At 73.8% G+C, this 18496-nt stretch carries 12 protein-coding genes; 5 read left to right on the top strand and 7 right to left on the bottom strand.

Features of this window, described 5'->3' with window-relative positions; translation table 11 throughout:
* The first annotated feature begins 153 nt into the window (after positions 1-153).
* Positions 154-1035, top strand: coding sequence for a hypothetical protein (locus ACICHK_RS31010; RefSeq protein WP_406839457.1), 882 nt, complete (start codon positions 154-156; stop codon positions 1033-1035).
* Positions 1036-1076: 41 nt separating this feature from the next.
* Here the strand turns inward: ACICHK_RS31010 and ACICHK_RS31005 are convergent, their stop codons facing one another.
* Together ACICHK_RS31005 and ACICHK_RS31000 are read right to left on the bottom strand one after the other, a co-directional pair.
* Complete coding sequence (locus ACICHK_RS31005; RefSeq protein WP_406839456.1) at positions 1077-2684, bottom strand: AMP-binding protein; 1608 nt, start codon at positions 2682-2684, stop codon at positions 1077-1079.
* Complete coding sequence (locus tag ACICHK_RS31000) at positions 2681-4360, bottom strand: AMP-binding protein (protein ID WP_406839455.1); 1680 nt, start codon at positions 4358-4360, stop codon at positions 2681-2683. Before ACICHK_RS31000 ends, ACICHK_RS31005 begins: the two co-directional genes overlap by 4 nt.
* A gap of 101 nt (positions 4361-4461) precedes the next feature.
* Between ACICHK_RS31000 and ACICHK_RS30995 the strand changes: the two genes are divergently transcribed.
* From ACICHK_RS30995 to ACICHK_RS30985, 3 genes are all read left to right on the top strand, one after another.
* Positions 4462-5313 (top strand): LuxR C-terminal-related transcriptional regulator, encoded by an 852-nt coding sequence (locus ACICHK_RS30995; RefSeq protein WP_406839454.1) that lies wholly within the window; start codon positions 4462-4464, stop codon positions 5311-5313.
* Between the two features lie 151 nt (positions 5314-5464).
* The gene (locus tag ACICHK_RS30990; protein WP_406839453.1) at positions 5465-8314 is read left to right on the top strand and encodes an AAA family ATPase; all 2850 of its coding nucleotides are present in this window, start codon (positions 5465-5467) and stop codon (positions 8312-8314) included.
* A gap of 1083 nt (positions 8315-9397) precedes the next feature.
* Positions 9398-10189, top strand: coding sequence for a S1 family peptidase (locus ACICHK_RS30985; protein WP_406839452.1), 792 nt, complete (start codon positions 9398-9400; stop codon positions 10187-10189).
* A gap of 147 nt (positions 10190-10336) precedes the next feature.
* Here ACICHK_RS30985 and ACICHK_RS30980 read toward each other — a convergent pair whose 3' ends face one another.
* Positions 10337-11443, bottom strand: a complete 1107-nt coding sequence (locus ACICHK_RS30980; RefSeq protein WP_406839451.1) for a winged helix DNA-binding domain-containing protein — start codon at positions 11441-11443, stop codon at positions 10337-10339.
* A gap of 145 nt (positions 11444-11588) precedes the next feature.
* On the opposite strand from ACICHK_RS30980, the gene ACICHK_RS30975 reads away from it, so the two are divergent.
* Positions 11589-12839 carry a magnesium and cobalt transport protein CorA gene (locus tag ACICHK_RS30975; protein WP_406839450.1) on the top strand — a complete coding sequence of 417 codons (1251 nt, stop codon included), beginning with the start codon at positions 11589-11591 and terminating at the stop codon, positions 12837-12839.
* A gap of 91 nt (positions 12840-12930) precedes the next feature.
* Here ACICHK_RS30975 and ACICHK_RS30970 read toward each other — a convergent pair whose 3' ends face one another.
* Genes ACICHK_RS30970 through ACICHK_RS30955 form a run of 4 tightly spaced genes read right to left on the bottom strand, consistent with a single transcriptional unit; the run spans position 12931 to position 18495 of the window.
* Positions 12931-14142 (bottom strand): acetyl-CoA carboxylase biotin carboxylase subunit family protein, encoded by a 1212-nt coding sequence (locus ACICHK_RS30970; RefSeq protein ID WP_406839449.1) that lies wholly within the window; start codon positions 14140-14142, stop codon positions 12931-12933.
* Positions 14139-16907 carry an amino acid adenylation domain-containing protein gene (locus tag ACICHK_RS30965; RefSeq protein WP_406839448.1) on the bottom strand — a complete coding sequence of 923 codons (2769 nt, stop codon included), beginning with the start codon at positions 16905-16907 and terminating at the stop codon, positions 14139-14141. The genes ACICHK_RS30970 and ACICHK_RS30965 overlap by 4 nt, the downstream gene beginning before the upstream one ends.
* A gap of 32 nt (positions 16908-16939) precedes the next feature.
* Positions 16940-17785 carry an SDR family oxidoreductase gene (locus tag ACICHK_RS30960; RefSeq protein ID WP_406839447.1) on the bottom strand — a complete coding sequence of 282 codons (846 nt, stop codon included), beginning with the start codon at positions 17783-17785 and terminating at the stop codon, positions 16940-16942.
* A complete protein-coding gene (locus ACICHK_RS30955; protein ID WP_406839446.1) occupies positions 17782-18495 on the bottom strand; it encodes a thioesterase II family protein in 714 nt (237 codons plus the stop codon). The genes ACICHK_RS30960 and ACICHK_RS30955 overlap by 4 nt, the downstream gene beginning before the upstream one ends.
* Position 18496 lies beyond the last annotated feature (1 nt).

The raw sequence follows: 18496 nt of genomic DNA, 5'->3' as shown, positions 1-18496 counted from the left end.
TATCTGGAAGCAATGTAGGTTTCGGGACAGGGAGCGTCAAGGGCGGGCGGTGCGCCGGACCGGCCGGTGCGCGTCGCGGCGTTTCGCTGCCGGACACCGCCCGGCAGGAGGACGATGGACGCGCCGATCCGACGTGAGCTTCTGGAGTGGGCCATGGCAGAGAGCGTGCCGGTGCGGTGTCCGGCCTGCCGCCGCGAGCACCTGTACGCGGCCCCGTCCTATCCCTGCGTGTGCGGATCGCCCGTGACGGCACCGCTCGACCGGCTCGCGGAGCCGGTTCCCGTCGCCCATCGCGCGTGGGACGACGAATGGACCGTGGTCCGGTGCGGCGCCTGCGGCCGCGAGACCCAGTGGCCCCACCCCGAACTGGGCTGCTCCTGCGGGACGACCCTGCGCATCCCGATGCGGACGCCGCCGTCCCGGGACGGGAGCCGGGTCTCCGAGGACGGGAAGCGGGAAGCGGCGGCCGACGCGTTCCCGGGCGGTGACGAGCCCGAACCCCGGGACGGGGAGGTCGACCCGGCACGGGGCAGCGGGCCCGAGCGGGACCGGGAAGCCTCCGCCGACGTTCCCCCGGGCGGGAAGGCCGAAGGCGGAACCGGTTCGGACCGCCCTGGAAGCGGGCGGTCCGGTCGTGACGGCGGGGACGGCCGGAGGCCCGCGTTCCGGCCCGTCACCATCCGTACCGCGCGCGACGCCGTCACCGCCGCCGCGCTGTATCTGGGCTGGCTCGGCTACCGCGACATCCGGCGCGCGGACCAGCGGCCCCCGACCGGGATCGGGCTCGCCGCGCGCGGCATCCTGGCGCAGGTGGACCCCACCGTGCGGCCGGCCTCGCTGCGCGACGTGGAGTGCCTGTGGCTGACCGCCATGACGGAGTCCTCGGACTGCGTCTTCTTCTCCCTGGCCGGGTACGCCGAGGACGCCCGCGCCCGCGCCGACACCCTCGGCGTCCCCCTCTTCGTCCTGGACCTCACGGGCACGCCCCGGCCGGTGAACAGCCCCGCCGACGAACTCATCGCCGTCACGGACTGACCACCGGCCACGGGCACCCGCACCGGAAGCCCTCCGGGCGCCTACTCGGCGTACGTCTCCCGCAGTTCGATCTTCCGCACCTTCCCCGAGACCGTCATCGGGAAGGTCTCCAGAATGCGCAGCCGGCTCGGGATCTTGTAGTGCGCCAGCCTGCCCTCGCAGAAGGCGCGCAGCTCGTCCAGGGTGAGGGGGTCCGCCGGATCGCGCGGGATGACGCAGGCGAGCACCTCCTCGCCGTAGCGCTCGTGGGGGACGCCGACCACCTGGACGTCGGCGATCTTCGGATGGGCGTACAGGAACTCCTCGATCTCGCGCGGGTAGATGTTCTCGCCGCCCCGGATGATCATGTCCTTGATGCGGCCGACGATCTCGACGTACCCGTCCTCGCGCATCACGGCGAGGTCGCCCGTGTGCATCCAGCGCCCCGCGTCGACGGCCTCGGCGGTCCTGTCGGGCTCGTTCCAGTAGCCGAGCATCACGCTGTAGCCGCGGGTGCACAGCTCCCCCGCGGTGCCGCGCGGCAGCGTCACCCAGTCCACCGGGTCGACGACCTTGACCTCCAGGTGCGGCAGGACCCGGCCGACCGTGCCGGTGCGGTGTTCGAGGTCGTCGTCGCGGCGGGTCTGGAGCGAGACGGGCGAGGTCTCCGTCATGCCGTAACAGATGGAGACCTCCTCCATGTGCATCTCGGCGACCACCCGTTTCATCACCTCGACCGGGCAGGGCGAGCCCGCCATGATGCCGGTGCGCAGGGTGGACAGGTCGTACGTCGCGAAGTCGGGGAGGTTCAACTCCGCGATGAACATGGTGGGTACGCCGTAGAGCGAGGTGCACCGCTCCTGCTGAACGGCCCGCAGCGTGGCCGCCGGGTCGAACGACGGGGCCGGGATCACCATGCACGCGCCGTGCGAGGTGGCGGCCAGATTACCCATCACCATGCCGAAGCAGTGGTAGAAGGGCACGGGGATGCAGACCCGGTCCTGTTCCGAGTAGGCGATCGACTCCCCCACGAAATAGCCGTTGTTGAGGATGTTGTGGTGGGAGAGCGTGGCTCCCTTGGGGAAGCCCGTCGTGCCCGAGGTGTACTGGATGTTGATCGGGTCGTCGCAGGACAACTCGGCCTCACGTGCCTGGAGTTCGCCCCGCAGGTCGGGGGTGCCCCGACGGACCAGCGCGTCCCAGCCCGGGTCGCCGATGTAGACGGTCTCCCTCAACTCCGGGCACCTGTGCCGTACTTCCTCGACCATCGTCCGGTAGTCGCTGGTCTTGTGGCTCAGGGAGGCGAAGAGCAGCGAGATCCCGGCCTGGTTCAGGACGTACTCGACCTCGTGGGTGCGGTAGGCCGGGTTGATGTTCACCATGACCGCGCCGACGCGGGCGGTGGCGTACTGGACGAGCACCCACTCGGGGCAGTTGACCGCCCAGATGCCCACCCGGTCGCCCTTGGCGACTCCGGAGGCGAGCAGCGCGTACGCCAACTCGTCCACGGCCGCGCCGAACTGGGCATACGTCCAGCGCCGCCCCGAGGGCACGTCGACCAGTGCCTCCCGCTCCGGCCAGGCGGCGACGGCCCGGTCGAGGTTCGCCCCGATGGTGTCGCCGAGCAGCGCCGTGCCGCCCGTCCCGTGCGCGTACGACAGTTCACTCACCGGAAGTCCTCCTCGCGGTACTCGGCGTCCGAGCCGGCGGCCGTGGCCTCGCGCAGCTCGATCCGGCGGATCTTGCCGGAGACGGTCTTGGGCAGCTCGCCGAACTCGATGCGGCGGACGCGCTTGTACGGCGAGAGCACCGTGCGCGCGTGCTCGAAGAGGAGCTTGGCGGTGTCCGGGCCGGGCTCGTACCCGGCGGCGAGGACGATGTAGGCCTTCGGGACGGCGAGGCGCAGTTCGTCGGGGGCCGGGACCACGGCGGCCTCGGCGACGGCCTCGTGCTCCAGGAGCGCGCTCTCCAGCTCGAAGGGGGAGATCTTGTAGTCGGAGGCCTTGAACACGTCGTCGGCGCGGCCGACGTAGGTGATGTAGCCGTCGGCGTCGCGCGAGCCGATGTCCCCGGTGCGGTAGTAGCCGCCCGCCATCGCCTCCGCCGTACGGTCGGGGTCGCCGTGGTAGCCGGTCATCAGGCCCACCGGACGCTCGGACAGGTCGAGGCAGATCTCGCCCTCCGTGGCGCCGGGCGCGCCCGTGACGGGATCGAGCAGTTCGACGCGGTAGCCGGGGCTGGGACGGCCCATGGAGCCGGTCTTGAGCGGCTGACCGGGGCTGTTGGACACCTGGACGGCGGTCTCCGTCTGTCCGAAGCCGTCCCTGATGGTGACGCCCCAGGCGCGCCTGACCTGCTCGATGACCTCGGGGTTCAGCGGCTCGCCCGCGGCGACGACCTCGCGCGGCGGGGTCCGCAGCAGTCCCAGATCGGCCTGGATGAGCATGCGCCACACAGTCGGCGGGGCGCAGAAGGTGGTGACGCCGGCCCGGTCCATCTCCGCCATCAGACGGCCCGCGTCGAAGCGCGTGTAGTTGTACAGGAAGACGGTCGCCTCCGCGTTCCACGGCGCGAAGAGGTTCGACCAGGCGTGCTTGGCCCAGCCGGGTGAGGAGATGTTCAGATGGACGTCCCCGGGCTTCAGCCCGATCCAGTACATGGTGGCCAGGTGGCCGATCGGGTACGAGACGTGGGTGTGCTCCACCAGTTTGGGCCGGGCGGTGGTGCCCGAGGTGAAGTAGAGCATCAGGGGGTCGTCCGCGTGGGTGGGGCCGTCGGGCTCGAAGGCGGCGTCGGCTCCGGCCGTCTCCTCGTACGCGTGCCAGCCCGGCCGCGTGCCGCCGACGGCGATCCGGGTGTAGTCCCCCGGCACCGCGTCGAACTTCCCGGTGTCCTCCGCCCGCACGACGACGTGCCGCACCCGGCCGCGTTCGACCCGGTCGGCCAGGTCGGCGGGGCCGAGCAGCGGGGTGGCCGGGATGACGACGGCGCGCAGTTTCATCGCGGCCAGCGCCGTCTCCCACAGCTCGGTCTGGTTGCCGAGCATGACGAGGACGCGGTCCTCGGCCCCCACGCCCCGCTCGCGCAGCCAGTTGGCCACCCGGTTCGAACGCTCGGACATCGCGGCGAAGGAGACCTCGACACGTCCGCCGTCCTCCTCCACGATGTGCAGGGCGGTGCGGTCGTTGTCGCGCGCGATGGCGTCGAACCAGTCGAGAGCCCAGTTGAACCGCTCCGGGCGCGGCCAGCCGAAGCCCTCGTAGGCCGCGGTGTAGTCCGCCCGGTGCTCCAGCAGGAAGTCCCGTGCGGCACGGAACTCCTCCGCCCTGCCCGTCGTCGCCGTCATGTGTCCTCCTCGTTGCCGGACCGCCGCCTACCATCGTGTATTCCGTGATGCAGGTCTCACCACCCCCGAACGGGGGTGCGCCGCGACGAAGGGGTGAGCAGGTGGCAGCAGACACGGCCGAGTCGGTGGAAGTGCGCGCCGCGCTGGTGCGGCTGCGGCGTGCCACGGGGCTGCCGGTGGCCTTCGGCGGCCTGGTGGATCCCGGGGGGCGGCTGGTGCGCATCAGTGAGCTGAGCGGTACGGCGACGCACGCGCTGAGCGCGCTCGCGGTCTCCTCGGGCAACGGCCTGGGCGGCAAGGCGGTGGCCCTCGCCCGGCCCTGCGCGGTGAGCGACTACCCGGCCTCGCGGCAGATCAGCCACGAGTACGACACGGCGGTGGCGACGGAGGGGCTGTGTTCGGTGCTCGCGGTCCCCGTCGTCGTGCGGCGCCGGGTGCGCGGGGTGCTGTACGGCGCCCTGAGGACGGCCCGGCCGCTGGGCGACCGGACGCTGGGAGCGGCCGTCGCGGCGGCCCGGGACGTGGAGCAGGCGCTGGTCGTCCGGGACGAGGCGCGCGATCTGCTCGACGCCGTCCGCGGGCCCGGCCCCTCGGCGGGAGCGGCGAAGGACGCGGCCTGGGAGGAGGTGCGCGAGGCGCACGGGGCGCTGCGGGCGCTGGCCCCGCGGATCGCCGACCCGCACCTGCGGGCCGAGCTGCTCTCGGTGTGCGGCCGGCTGGCCGGTGCGGCGGCTCCGTCCGCGGGGGCGCCGCGCGATGTCGGCCTGTCCCCGCGCGAGGTGGACGTCCTCGCCTGTGTCGCGGCGGGGGCGACCAACGCGGCCGCCGCCGAGCGGCTGGGGCTGCGTCCGGAGACGGTCAAGGGGTACCTGCGGTCGGCGATGCGCAAACTCGGCGCGCACACGCGGCTGGAGGCGGTCGTGGCCGCGCGCCGGGCCGGAGCGCTGCCTTAGCGCACCGTCCGCTTCGGCACCCTCCATTCAATCGTCCGGACGGTGAAATGACGTATGCGCACCATCTGTTATTTCCCTCACCACCCGGACTGTCCGAAATTCAAAGAGACCTTGCCTAATATTGGCCAGGACACGACACACGAGGGGAGCGGTGACCGTGCGAGGGGACTTCAGGGAACCTGCCAGATCACGCCCCGACCTGGTCATCGGCCGGGAGGAACTCTTCGCGGGGGCACGCGAGCAGCTCTCCGGGGGCGGCAGTGTGCTCGTGCACGGGCCGGCGGGAATAGGAAAGTCGACCGTTCTGCGGGCGCTCGCCGCCGAATGCGCCGAATCGGCGCGGACCGTCTTGCGTTGCTCGGCCACCGAGTCCGAATCGCATCTCCCCTTCCTCGCCCTGGCCGACCTCCTCGGTCTGGTCGTCGACGAGATAGCCGACCGGCTGCCCGCCCCGCAGCGCACCGCCCTGGAGTCGGCGCTCACCGGCCGCGGTGAGTCCACCCTGCAGCGCGACGGCCTGGCGCTGCGGCTCGCGGTGCTGTCGGCGTTCCGCGCCCTGGCCGCGCGGGGGCCGGTGCTGATCGTCGCGGACGACCTGCAGTGGCTCGACCCGGCCAGCGCCGAGCTCCTCGGCTTCGCCGCCCGCAGGCTCGGCGGTACCCCGGTCCGCATGCTCACCGCGGTCCGCACGGAGACCGAGCCCCAGGCACAGGACCACGACCGCTTTCTCCGCGCGTCTGTCCCGGAGACCCTGGCCCTGCGGGTCGCCCCGCTGGCCCGCGCCAAGGTGGCCGAACTCCTCGCGCAGCGCGGCTACACCGGCCTGCCGCGCTCCACCGTGCGCGACATCCACCGCACCAGCGGCGGCAATCCGCTCTTCGCGCTGGAGCTGGGCCGCGCCCTCGCCGAGTCCCCCACCCGGCCGAGTCCGGGCGAGCCGCTGCCCGTGCCGACGTCCCTGCGCGCACTCGTCCTCAGCCGCCTGGACATGCTGTCCGCCGAGGCCCGCCACACCCTGCTGGTGGTGAGCGCGGGGGCCCGTCCGACCCTGGCCCTGCTGCACGCGGCGGGCCGGGAGAACGCCGAGGCCGAGACCGCCTCGGCCGCGGCCCTCGGGCTCCTCTCCACCGAACGCGACGCGCCCGGCATCCGTTTCGCGCACCCGCTGGTCTCGGCCGCCCTGTACGCGGAGGCCGACGCGCAGGAGCGGCGCGCCGCGCACTCCGCCCTGTCCCGCGCGGCCTCCGACCCCATCGAGCGGGCCCGGCACCTCGCGCTGGCCACCATCGGCACCGACCCCGCGGTCGCCGCCCGGCTCGGCGAGGCCGCGGCCGCCGCCCGTGACCGCGGCGCCCCCTCCGTCGCCGTCGGGCTCGGACTGCTCGCCGCCCGGCACACCCCGGCCGACGCCCTGCCCGGCCCGGACGAACGGCGTCTGGGGGCCGCCGAGGACGCGCTGACGGCCGGGGAGACGGACCTCGCCCGGGACATCGCCCGTCAGGTGCTGTCACGGGCCACCGCCCCCGCCGAACGGGTCCGGGCCTGGATGATCGTCGTCGACTCCGCCGGACAGGCCATGGCCGAGATCGACGCCGTCTTCCCGCAGGCGCTCGCCGACGCGGGCGACGACCCGGGCCTGCTCGCCCTCGTGCGCTACCAGCTCGGCTGGCGGGCCCTGCTGATGGACGGCGAGATGACCAAGGCCCGCGAGGAGGCCGCCCGGTCCGCGCGGCTCGCGGCACGGGCCGGGGACCGGCGCACCGAACTCCTCGCGCTCGGCTTCCAGGCGCAGATGGAGACCCTGATGGGGCACCCGGACGCGCCCTCGACGATCCAGCGGGCGATGCGCGAGCCGCAGGACCCGCGGGTCGCCTGCGACCACAACGGCGCCGGCGCCGCCCGCTTCCGCTGGCTCATCATGGGCGACCGGCTCGCCGAGGCCCGTACCGCCATCACCGCGCTGCTGCGCGAGGTGCAGCGGCGCGGCATGGTCGAGAGCGAACTGCACTTCCTGCGCGGCCTGGCCGAGACCGAACTGCGCTCCGGTCACTGCGGCCGCGCCCTCGACCTGGCCCGGGAGAGCCTCAGGCTGGCCCGCGACACCGGCATCGGCGAGGCGGCCACCGCCATGTTCACCTCGCTCGCCGAGGCGGCGGGCGGTGACGTGGACCGGGCGCTCTCGCTCGCCCACGAGGCCGTGGACCGCGCCGAGGAGGACGGCGACATGGTCTACCTCTCGCGCGCCCTGGGCGCCCTCGGGCACGCCCAGCTGGTCGCCGGGGACGCGCCGTCCGCGGTGGGCTCCCTGCGCCGGGTCAGGGAGCTGGAGGAGGGGCTCGGTGTCATCGACCCCGCCCGGGGCCGCTGGCACGGGGACCTCGCCGAGGCCCTGGTCAGGATCGGCGAGACCGCGGAGGCGCAGGACGTCATCGACGTGACCCGCCGGCGCGCGCTCAGGCTGGAGCGCGAGAGCGTGCTCGCCGTGCTCGACCGCGCCGAGGCGCTGGTCCGGGCCGCACGCGGCGAACAGGGACCGGCGGAACGCCAGTTGGCCTCCGCTCAGGACCGCCTCGGCAAGCTGGGCTACGGCCTGGAGGAGGCCCGCGCCGCGTACGCCCTCGCCGGTCTGCGCACCTTCCCCCCGACTCCCGGCCCCACCCGGGCGGGGAGGACCGTCGTACCGGGACCCGCCTCCTACGACGAGGCGGCCCGGCTGTTCCGCCGGTGCCGTGCGCTGCCCTGGCTCCGGCAGGTCGAGGCGGCGGCCGCGCACCCGCCGGCCGCGCCGCCCCTCGCCCCCGCCGCCCTCGACACCCTCGCGGCCACCGAACGCCAGGTCGCCGCCCTGGTCATGGAGGGCGCCACCAACCGCGAGATCGCCGGGCGCCTGTTCATCAGCGTCAAGACCGTGGAGGCCACCCTCACCCGGGTCTACCGGAAGCTGGGGATACGGTCGCGGGTCGACATCGTGCGGCTGGCCGCGGAGCGCAGACCCGACTGACGCGGTCGCGGCCCACGGAGCCGGCCCACGGAGGCCAGTCCGTGGAAGTCGGTCCGCAGAGGCGGACGGCCCTCGGGCGGGGACCGCGGGCCACGACCGCGCGGAGCGCCCGCGGCCCGGTGGTGTGTCGTCCCGTGCGACGCCGACGGGCCGGAGAACCCCCGGGAGCCGGGACGGTGACACGGCATCGGCCGGACCCGCACCCGGACCGGGGCGGCTCCGACCGCGCGGTCCCCGACGACCGGCGGCCGACGGCCGACGGCCGGACCGGAAACGGTCCGTCGCGACCGGGCCGGAAACCGTCCGCCGCGCCACGCCTGCCTGCGGCCGGACCGGGACCGTTCCGACGGCACCGGGCCTCCTGCCGCCCACGGCCGGAAGGCCGTTCGGACCGGGCGATCCCCGGTGAGCCGTGGCCGGGCCGGGCCGTTCGGGCCCGGCGGTATCCGACGACCGGCGGTCGGACCGGAAGCCGTCCACCGCACCGCCGCCGACGTCTGCGGTCGAACGGAAACTGCCCCGACAGCACCGGATCTCCGGCCACCCACGGCCGGAGGGCCGTTCCGGCCCGGTGGGCTCCGGTGAGTCGCGGCAGGGCCGGACCGTTCGGGCCCGGTGATCTTCGGTGGGCGCGGCCGGGCAGGGGCCGTTCGCCGTGTCGGTGGTGGCGGGTCGTGGCCGGTCCCGGGCGGTGCGGGCCGAAACGGTGACGGGGGTCCTGCGGGAAGCGGCCGGACCGGTGAGACTGCGGGCCAAGGCGGTGACGCTCCCGCCCGTGGCGGTAGAGCCCCGGTCCACGGCGGTATGGCTGCTGGGTGACTCCTCCGGGTGAACCCGCGCCGGACGGGCGGGGCCCCCGGGCCGCGACCGACCGGACGGCACCCCCGTCAAACACGGCCCGCGCCGCGCAAGGGTTTTCCCTCCCCGGCTCCACTAGGGGGTTCCCTCATTGGGAGGGAGCGGTCCCACCCCCTAGCGTGTGGCCGTGCCGCTCGCTCGGGCCTACGACACACCACCCAGAGGTGTCGTGACTCGTCCCCCCACACCCGCGCGTCCCCCCACCGGCAACTTTCAAGGAGACCGATGTTCGGGCTCAACCGCGTCAAGAAGAGCGCCACCCTCTGTACGGCGACCGCCGCAGCCGCCGCCACCACGCTGCTCGGCGCCCCCTCCGCCGCAGCCGCCCCCCAGCCCATCGTCGGCGGCACGACGACCACGACGACCGCGTACCCGTTCATGATGCAGATCACCGACGCCCGGCAGAACCAGTTCTGCGGCGGCACCCTCGTCGCCGCCGACAAGGTCGTGACCGCGGCCCACTGCGTGTCGGGCGAGACCACCAGCAGCATCCGCGTGGTGGGCGGAAGGACGTACCTCAACGGCACGGACGGCACCGTCGGCAGGGTCAGCCGGATCTGGATCAACCCGGACTACAGGGACGCCACCGACGGCGACGACGTGGCCGTGCTGACCCTATCCACGCCGATGCCGTACACCCCGGCGCCGTACGTCTCCCCCTCGGACACCGGCCTGTACGCGGCCGGCACCACGGCCCGCATCGTCGGCTGGGGCACCACCTCGGAGAACGGCAGCTCCTCCAACCAACTGCGCACCGCGACCGTCCCGACCGTGTCCGACTCCAGCTGTGCGAGCTCGTACGGCTCCGACTTCGTGGCCTCCGACATGGTCTGCGCCGGTTACGCCGCCGGCGGCGTCGACACCTGCCAGGGCGACAGCGGCGGCCCGCTGCTCATCAACGGTGTGCTGGCCGGCATCACCTCCTGGGGCGAGGGGTGCGCGGAGGCCGGCTACCCGGGCGTCTACACCCGCCTGACGACGTTCTCCAGCCTGGTGACCGAGCAGGTCAACTCGTAGGGAACGATAATCTCCTGAGTATCCCTCAGGTAAAGCCGAGGGGCGTTGCGAGCCTCCACGAGCGGTCCGCAACGCCCCTCATCCAACGGTTCGGCCCCGTGCACCTGCCGGCGGGCGGCTTCCCCGCGCCCTACCGCCCGCCGGCGATCAGGGCCGCGCGACCGTCCCGAAGCGGATGTCGTGGCCCTCTCCGGCGTGCATCGTCGCGAGCATCCGCTCCCCCTCCGCGATGACCTCGTCCCGCCGCGCCTTCGTGAGCTCCCCGAAGGGTTCGACGACGAGCGCGCCCTCCTCCAGCTTCCACAGACCGGCCGTGAAACCGTCGACGAGCAGGGTGCGGTAGGCCTGGTTCCCCCGCCAGGTACGCCCCTTGAGGTCCGCGGGGACGACCCGGGAACGGTCGGCGTGGGACAGCAGCAGATTGTCGAACTCGGGCAGGAAACGGGGCGGGGCGGGGGTGTCCGGGTCGGGCCGGGACGCGTCGGGAAGGTCGAAGAGCTCCGCTCCGTTCTCGTCGCGGAACACGGCCAGAGCGGGCCGGAGCCGCTCGAAGACCTCGCGGAGCCGGGTCAGGCCGGACCAGGTCTGCATGTCCTTGACCGAGGCGGGGCCGAAGGCGGCGAGGTAGCGCAGCACGGTCGCGTCGGGCGCGGGGGCGGGCTCGGCGGGGCGGCCCAGCCAGTGCTCGGCGGTGGTGACGACGACCTGGCCGCTGCGGCCCCACAGACCGCGCGGGGTGACCTGGACGAGGGGCAGGGTGCAGCGGGCCGCGACGGTCAGGGCGAACGGGTCGGCCTTCGGCCAGTGCGCGAACAGCGCTTTCCGGAGCTGCTGCATCGTGCGCGGTTCGGCCTCCACCAGCTCACGGCTGATCGCGGCGAGCCGGTCCAGGTCGACACCGGTGAGCCCCTTGCGGAAGTGGACCAGTTCCCGGTCACGGGCGGCCTGCACCAGCGGACGCAGGGTGAGGGCGTCCTGGGCGGTGTGCGTGTGGATGGTGGAGCGCATGGTGACGATCCGGACGACGTCGCGTTCCTCCATGGCCGTCGAGAGCTGCTCGGGCCCGAAGCCGTCCAGACGGGCCGCGAGGGCGTAGTACGGCGGCTTCACGTTCTGCGCCTGGAGGCCGAGGAGGTGCTCGACCGCGGCCGTCGCGGACAGCGGGGAGCGGCGCAGCAGGAGCTGACGGTCGAGGGTCGCGCGGTTGAGGGCGCGGGTGCCGAGCACGGGGGCCGTCGCGGTCGTCTTCGTCATGTCCGGCACGCTAGCGCCGCTCGCGGACACCTTCTGTCCGCAACTCTCACCCGATCCCGCCCCGACGGCGGCCCGCGGACCGTTTGCCCCGTATATCCTGCCCGGAGATCGCACTGACGTACGTCCGACCCCGGAGGCAGCCGCGATGTCCGAGCGACGCGCCCGCCCGTCCTCGGAGGACCCGCGGAACACGAAGGGCACGAAGGACACGGACGGCTCCACGGAGGCGAAGGCCCCGGGGAGCTCCGGGGGTTCGAAGGGGGCGAGGGCCGCACGGAGGTCTCTCTGGCGGCGCGCCCTGACGCCGCCGTCCGCCTCTCCCCCACGTCCGCCGGTGCCGCACGGCCCGCCCCCGGCGCCCGGACCCCCCGAGGTCGTCAGCGTCGTCCAGTCTGCCCTGTACCGCGACGGGGTACGGGTGTCGGCGCCCGCTTCGCTGGCCGAGACCTTCCGTGAGCTGCGCGAGCAGCCGGACGGCATGGCGTGGATCGGCCTGGCCCGTCCGACGGCGGCCGAACTCCATTCGCTGGCCGCCGAGTTCGATCTGCATCCGCTGGCCGTCGAGGACGCGATGGAGGCGCATCAGCGTCCGAAGCTGGAGCGGTACGGCGAGACGCTCTTCGTCGTCCTGAGCGCGGCCCGCTATCTGGACGCGGCCGAGGAGGTCGACTTCGGCGAGCTGCACGTGTTCGTGGGACCGGACTTCGTGATCACGGTCCGGCACGGAGCGGCACCGGACCTCTCGGCGGTGCGCCGCCGCATGGAGGACAGTCCGGAACTGCTGCGGCTCGGCCCGGAGGCCGTGCTGTACGCGATCCTCGACTCCGTCGTCGACGGGTACGTCCCGGTGGTCTCCGGCGTCCAGAACGACATCGACGAGATCGAGACCGAGGTCTTCCGCGGCGACCCCGCGGTGTCCCGCCGCATCTACGAACTCTCCCGTGAGATGGTCGAGTTCCAGCGCGCCACCCGTCCGCTGGTCGGCATGCTGCACAACCTGATGGCCGGCTTCGCCAAGTACCGCACGGACGAGGAACTCCAGCGCTACCTGCGCGACGTCGCCGACCACGTCACCCACACCAGCGAGCGGGTCGACGGCTTCCGCCAGGCCCTCACCGACATCCTCACCGTCAACGCGACCCTCGTCACCCAGCAGCAGAACGCCGAGATGCGGGCGCTGGCGGAGGCGGGCTTCGAGCAGAACGAGGAGATCAAGAAGATCTCCTCGTGGGCCGCCATCCTGTTCGCCCCGACCCTGGTCGGCACGATCTACGGCATGAACTTCAGCCACATGCCGGAACTGCACTGGGTGTTCGGGTACCCCTTCGCGATCGTCCTGATGGCGATCGTCTGCACGAGCCTGTACGTCGTCTTCAAGCGGAAGGACTGGCTCTGAGGGGTCGCCGCGGAAGGCGAGGGGCGGTGCGAAGGATGGTGCGGGGGCCCGGCCGGGGAGGGGCGGTTCCCTTCCCGGCCGGGCCCCCGTGTCACAGGGTGCGCAGCACCTCCAGGCGTACGGCGGACGACGCCTTGTCCAGTGCGGAGCGGCACTCCTCGTGCGTCGCTCCGACCGCCGTTACCAGCGCGTAGCGGCTGGAGACATGACCGTTCGGCGGCAGGCGCAGCTCCTGGCCGGGCAACGCGATGGCCAGGGCCGTGTCCACCGGGGCGGGCAGGGCGGGCGTGTCGATGACGACCTCGCGCGCGATGCAGTCCGCCCGCGGGTAGTGGAAGCGCACGGCCGCGACGCCGCGCCGGTCCGGCCGTACGTCCGGCCGCGCCCCGCAGGCCACCCGTGCCGCGACGAGCGCCGCGTCGACGCCGAGCGCGAGGCGCCCGATGTCGGGGATGCGGTCCCCGCCGATCCGCGCGTTGATCTCGACGACCTTGGGACCCTCCGCCGTGAGCCGCAGCTCCGTGTGCGTCCAGCCGGTGGTGAAGCCGACCGCCGCGTGCGCGGCGGTCACCACGTCGAGCACGACCGGATCGGTGAGCAGCGGGTCGTCGGCGTCGACCAGGTGTCCCGTCTCCTCGAAGTACGGCGGGAAGCCGCACTCCTTGCGCGCCACGAAGGCGGGGTGCATCCGTCCCTCGTACCAGGCCGCGTCGACACTGATCTCGGGGCCGTCCAGGTACTGCTCGACCAGGACGTCCCCCGGCGCCACCTCCACCGCGCCCGGAGCCGTCGCCCCGCGTGCCAGCCGGAAGCGGCCGGCGAGCTGGGCGGGTTCGTCGACCTTCGCCACGCCCGTGCTCGCGTTCAGCGCCCGGGGCTTGAGGACGAGCGGATAGCCGACGCGGGCGGACGCGGCCCGCGCCTGGGGCAGCGACGTGACCAGCTCGGACCGGGCCTGCGGCACCCCGGCCCCGCGCAGCGCCTCGCGGGTGGCCCACTTGTCGCGGCAGCGCAGCGCCGCCTGCGGAGGACTGCCCGGCAGGCCGAGCAGCCGCGCCAGTTCGGCGGTGTGGACGACCCGGGTGTCGTCCCAGGTCATCACTCCCTCGTACGGGAGAGCGCGCACCGCCTCGGCCATGGCCGTGACGTCCGTGGTGTCCACCACCGTGTGCCCGCTCAGGTAAGGGCCCTCCCACAACGGGGCCCGCTCCGCGAGGAGATGGACCTCGTACTCCTTCGCGACGGAACGCAGCAGGTACTCGCGGTAGGCCTGGGAGCCGGCGCCGACCAGCAGCAGCGTCATGTCCGGACCTCCGCCGCATCGAGGTGCGCGGCGAGCGCCCGCACGGTCCGGTGGAGGTAGAGCTGCGGCAGCGGGAACGAGGGCAGGCCCGCCGACCGCAGCGCCACCAGCAGCCGTACGCCCAGGAGGGAGTTGCCGCCGAGCGCGAAGAAGTCGTCGTCCGGGCCGACCCGGAAGCCGAAGACCTTCTCCCACACCGCGCGCAGCCGGGACTCGGTGTCGTCGCCCTCGGACGGCGGCTCCTCGTCCGGTCCGTGGGTCAGCGGTTCGGGCAGCCGTGCCGTGTCCACCTTGCCGTTGGGTGTCAGGGGGAGCGCGGGCAGCGCGGTGAGCGTGGACGGCACCATGTGCTCGGGCAGGAAACGCGCCGCGTGCCGCCGCACCTCCGCGGTGTCGCCCTCGGCCCCGTCGCGGAAGACGACGTACCCGTCGAGACGGGCGCCCGCCGTGTCGGCCGCGTCGCCCGCCTGCCGCAGGACGACCGCGGCGGCCCCCACGTCCGGCGCGTCCAGCAGGCGCGCCCTGATCTCGTCCAGCTCGATGCGGAAGCCGCGCAGCTTCACCTGGCTGTCGAGGCGTCCGAGGTGCTCCAGGCGTCCGTCGGGCAGCAGTCGCCCGCGGTCGCCGCTGCGGTACATCGGGCCGGGCGCGTGCGGGTCGGGCAGGAAGCGCCGGGCGGTCAGCTCCGGGCGGTCGAGGTACTGCCCGGCCACCCCCAGACCGCCCACGTAGATCTCGCCGGCGACTCCCGGGGGCACCTCGCGGCCTTCGGGGTCGAGGACGTACAGGTGCCAGCCGGGCAGGGCGGGGCCGACCGAGCGCGAACCCGCCAGCGCCTCGCGGCGGGTGACGGTCTGTGCGGTGACGTGCACGGTCGTCTCGGTGATCCCGAACATGTTGACCAGACGGCACGCCCACTCGGGGTGCCGGTCGAACCAGAAGCGCAGCGGCCTCGTGTCGAGCGGCTCTCCGCCGAAGACGACCAGGCGCACCGAGTCGGAGACCCGCTTCTCCCGGTCGGCGGCCATGAGCTGGGCGAAGGCGCTCGGCGTCTGGCTGAGCACCGTCACCCGCTCGGCGGCGAGCAGCGCCGCGAACTCGGCCGGGTCGCGCGAGGCCCAGTAGGGCACGACGACCAGGCGCCCGCCCGTCATCAGGCAGCCCCAGATCTCCCACACCGAGAAGTCGAAGGCGCTGGAGTGGAAGAGCGTCCAGGTGTCGTCGCCGCCGAGCCCGAAGTCGTCCCGCGTGGCGTGCATCAGCGCGCCGACGTTGCGGTGCGGGACCACGACGCCCTTGGGGCGGCCGGTGGAGCCGGAGGTGTAGATGACGTAGGCGGCGGCGTCGGCCGGGAGGTCGGCCGGCTCGAACGGCTCCCGGCCGCCCCCCGCGAGCTCGTCGGGCCGTACGGTCCGGGCTCCGTCCCGCCGCGGGAAGGTCTCCGACTCCGTGACGACCAGGGTGAGTTCGGCGTCCTCGCAGGTGTAGGCGAGACGGTCCGCCGGATAGGCCGGGTCCATCGGCACGTACGCGGCGCCGCAGCCGAGCACCGCGAGCAGCACCACCACCAGGTCGAGCGACCGCTCCAGGCAGACGCCGACCCGGTCGCCCGGCGCGACCCCCAGGTCGCGCAGTGCGGCGGCGTACTCGTCACTCCTCTCGATCAGTTGACGGTACGTCAGCTCCTGTCGCCCGAAGGTCACGGCGGGCGCGTCCGGTGTGCTCCGGGACCGGGCGCGCACGACCTGCTCGATGCGCTCGTCCGGCACCTCGGGCGCGCGGCCCAGGCCGCCGAGCACGGCCAGGTCGCGCAGCCGCTCCTCGTCGAAGAGGGGTATGTCGCCGACCCGGGTCCCGGGGGCCGCGGCGGTCAGCGCCCGGTACGCCGTGACCAGCATGCCGGTCAGCCAGGCGACCGCGGCGTCCGCGAACGCGGAGTGACGGTACCGGACCACTCCCCCCAGGACCGTGGACCCGTCGTCGGCCACGTGCACCGACAGCGCGTGCACCGGATCCAGGAAGGGCCGGTGCGCCAGCGGCTCCGCCTTGACGCCCTCGCCTGTCAGTGCCTCGGGCGCCTCGGTGACGGTCAGGCCGACCAGGGGCGCCCGGCCGGTCGCGGGCACGGCCCGGTCCACCTGCTCCAGGTACCGCGCCACCGTCGCGGACGCGTCGACCGTGAAGGTCAGCGCCCGCTCGGCGTCCACGCCGAGCGTGACCTCGGCGTCGGCCGTGCAGCGCGCGAGGACCAGCCCCAGCGCGGCCCTGAGCGTGAGCGACGCGGGCGCGCCGCCGTCGGCCGGGACCGGGAAGCGGCGCAGCCCCGTCGTGGTGGCGCCCGGGGTGCCGAGCCCCCACTCCGGTGCCTCGGCCCGGTCGAGCCCGGTGAGCGCGTCACGCAGCCGTTCGCCGTGCTCCCGCGGTACGGCCTTTGGCCGCACCGGCTCCACGAGCAGCGCCTGCGCCAGCTCGTACGGGTCGGCGAGCACGGCCCGGTGCGCCACCACGACCAGGTCCGCCGCCCCGTCCTCGTACCGCAGCAGGACCGTGCGCAGCCCGGGTCCGGTGCGCGGATCGGCCGGCCGCGACAGTTCCCTCTCGCGGTGGCGCGTGGCGGCCTCGGAGTCCGCTCCCCCGGGCACGTCCTCGACCCACAGGCGCGCGCCGTCGGCGGCGAGCGCCAGGTTCCGGCGCAGCCGTTCGGGGTCGGCGCCCGTGTGCACCCGCAGCGCGAGCGCCTGGCACAGCCGTCCCGTGTCGTTCATCGTCTTCCCCTCCGGGTACTCCTCACGGGCGCTCACCGGCTCGTGAACCCGCCGTCGACGGTGACCGTGGAGCCGGTCACCTGGCGCGAGTCGTCCGAGCCGAGCCACACCGCGGCACCGGCCACGTCCTCCGGCTCGATCAGCCGGTTCATGGGCTGCGCCGCCACGAAGGTCTCCTCGTGCTCCTGGACCGGTACCTCCAGGGACCGGGCGATCTCCGTGAGCATCCGGCCCTCGGCCGCGTCGTCGTCGCGCACCGAGCCGGGGCACAGCGCGTTCACCCGTATCCCGAACGGCGCGAGGTCCAGGGCCGCCGCCTTGGTCAGGCCGACCAGGGCGTGCTTCGCGGTGACGTACCCGGCGAAGTGCCGGTAGCCGACCAGGCCCGCCGTGGACGCCACGTTGATGACGCTGCCGGCGCGCTGGGCCGTCATCGCCGCGCCCACGGCCCGGATCATCCGCCAGGCGCCCGAGACGTCGACGTCGAGCATCAGGTCCCACTCGTCGGGTGTGATGTCGTGGACCGTCTTGCCCGAAGGGGCGGCTATCCCGGCGTTGTTGAGCAGGACGTCGACGCGGCCGAACCGGTCGAGGGCGCCCTCCACGACCGCGCGCACGGCCTCCAGGTCGCGCACGTCCGCCGTGGCGGTCGACACCGTGCCGCCCTCCTCCCGGCACATCCGGGCGGTGTACGCCAACTGGCTCCGCGTACCGAGCGGGTAGGGGACGCCGTCGAGGTCGTCACCGATGTCGGTCAGCAGCAGGTCCGCCCCGGCCCGGGCGTACGCGAGGGCGCACGCCCGGCCGATGCCACGGGCCGCGCCCGTGACGAGCGCCACCTTGCCCGTGAGCGGGGCGGCGGTGAGCACGGCGTTCACCGGCCCACCCCCTGGGCGGCCAGCTCCTCGTCGAGGAGGCGGACCAGACCGGCGGGCGAGTCGACCAGGTACATGTGGCCGCCCGGGAGTTCGACCTGCCGGCAGCCGGCCGTGGTCGCCGCGTCCCACTCGGCGGCCTGGGCCCGGTCCACCAGTTCGTCGACCTCGCCCCGGACGGAGACGATCGGCACGTCCAGCGGCACCTCGGACGGCGCGCGGTAGTTCTCGTGCATCTCCACGTCGGCGCGCAGCGGAGGCAGCAGCATCTCCCGCAGGTCGGGGTGTTCCAGGGCCGGGTGCGTGTACCCGGCGAACTCCTTGACCTGCTGGAGGAACTCGTCGTCGGTCAGGCCGGTGGCCCGGGTCTCGCGCTGCGTCCACGGTCCGGGCGAGCCGCTGACGAAGAGCTTCACGACCTCGGGGCCGCCGAGCGCGCTGATGCGGTGGGCCATCTCGTACGCCATGACCGCGCCGAGGCTGTGCCCGAACAGGGCGATCGCCGGGCTGCCCGCCACCTGGTCCAGGACGGTGGGCAGCAGGTCGTCGACGGCGGACACCACGTCGGTGTACAGCGGCTCGCCGAACCGCTCCTCACGGCCCGGCAACTGGACCGGGGTGATCAGGACGGTGTCGCTGCCGTACTCCTGGCAGCGGCGGAACGCGGAGGCTCCGGCGCCCGCGAACGGGAAGCACAGGACGGGGATCTGCATG

The sequence above is a fragment of the Streptomyces sp. AHU1 genome (assembly GCF_045343905.1).
Taxonomy (GTDB): domain Bacteria; phylum Actinomycetota; class Actinomycetes; order Streptomycetales; family Streptomycetaceae; genus Streptomyces; species Streptomyces triticiradicis.
Note: the sequence above shows the minus strand (reverse complement) of the source record. Positions and strands in the feature narration are given on the sequence as shown.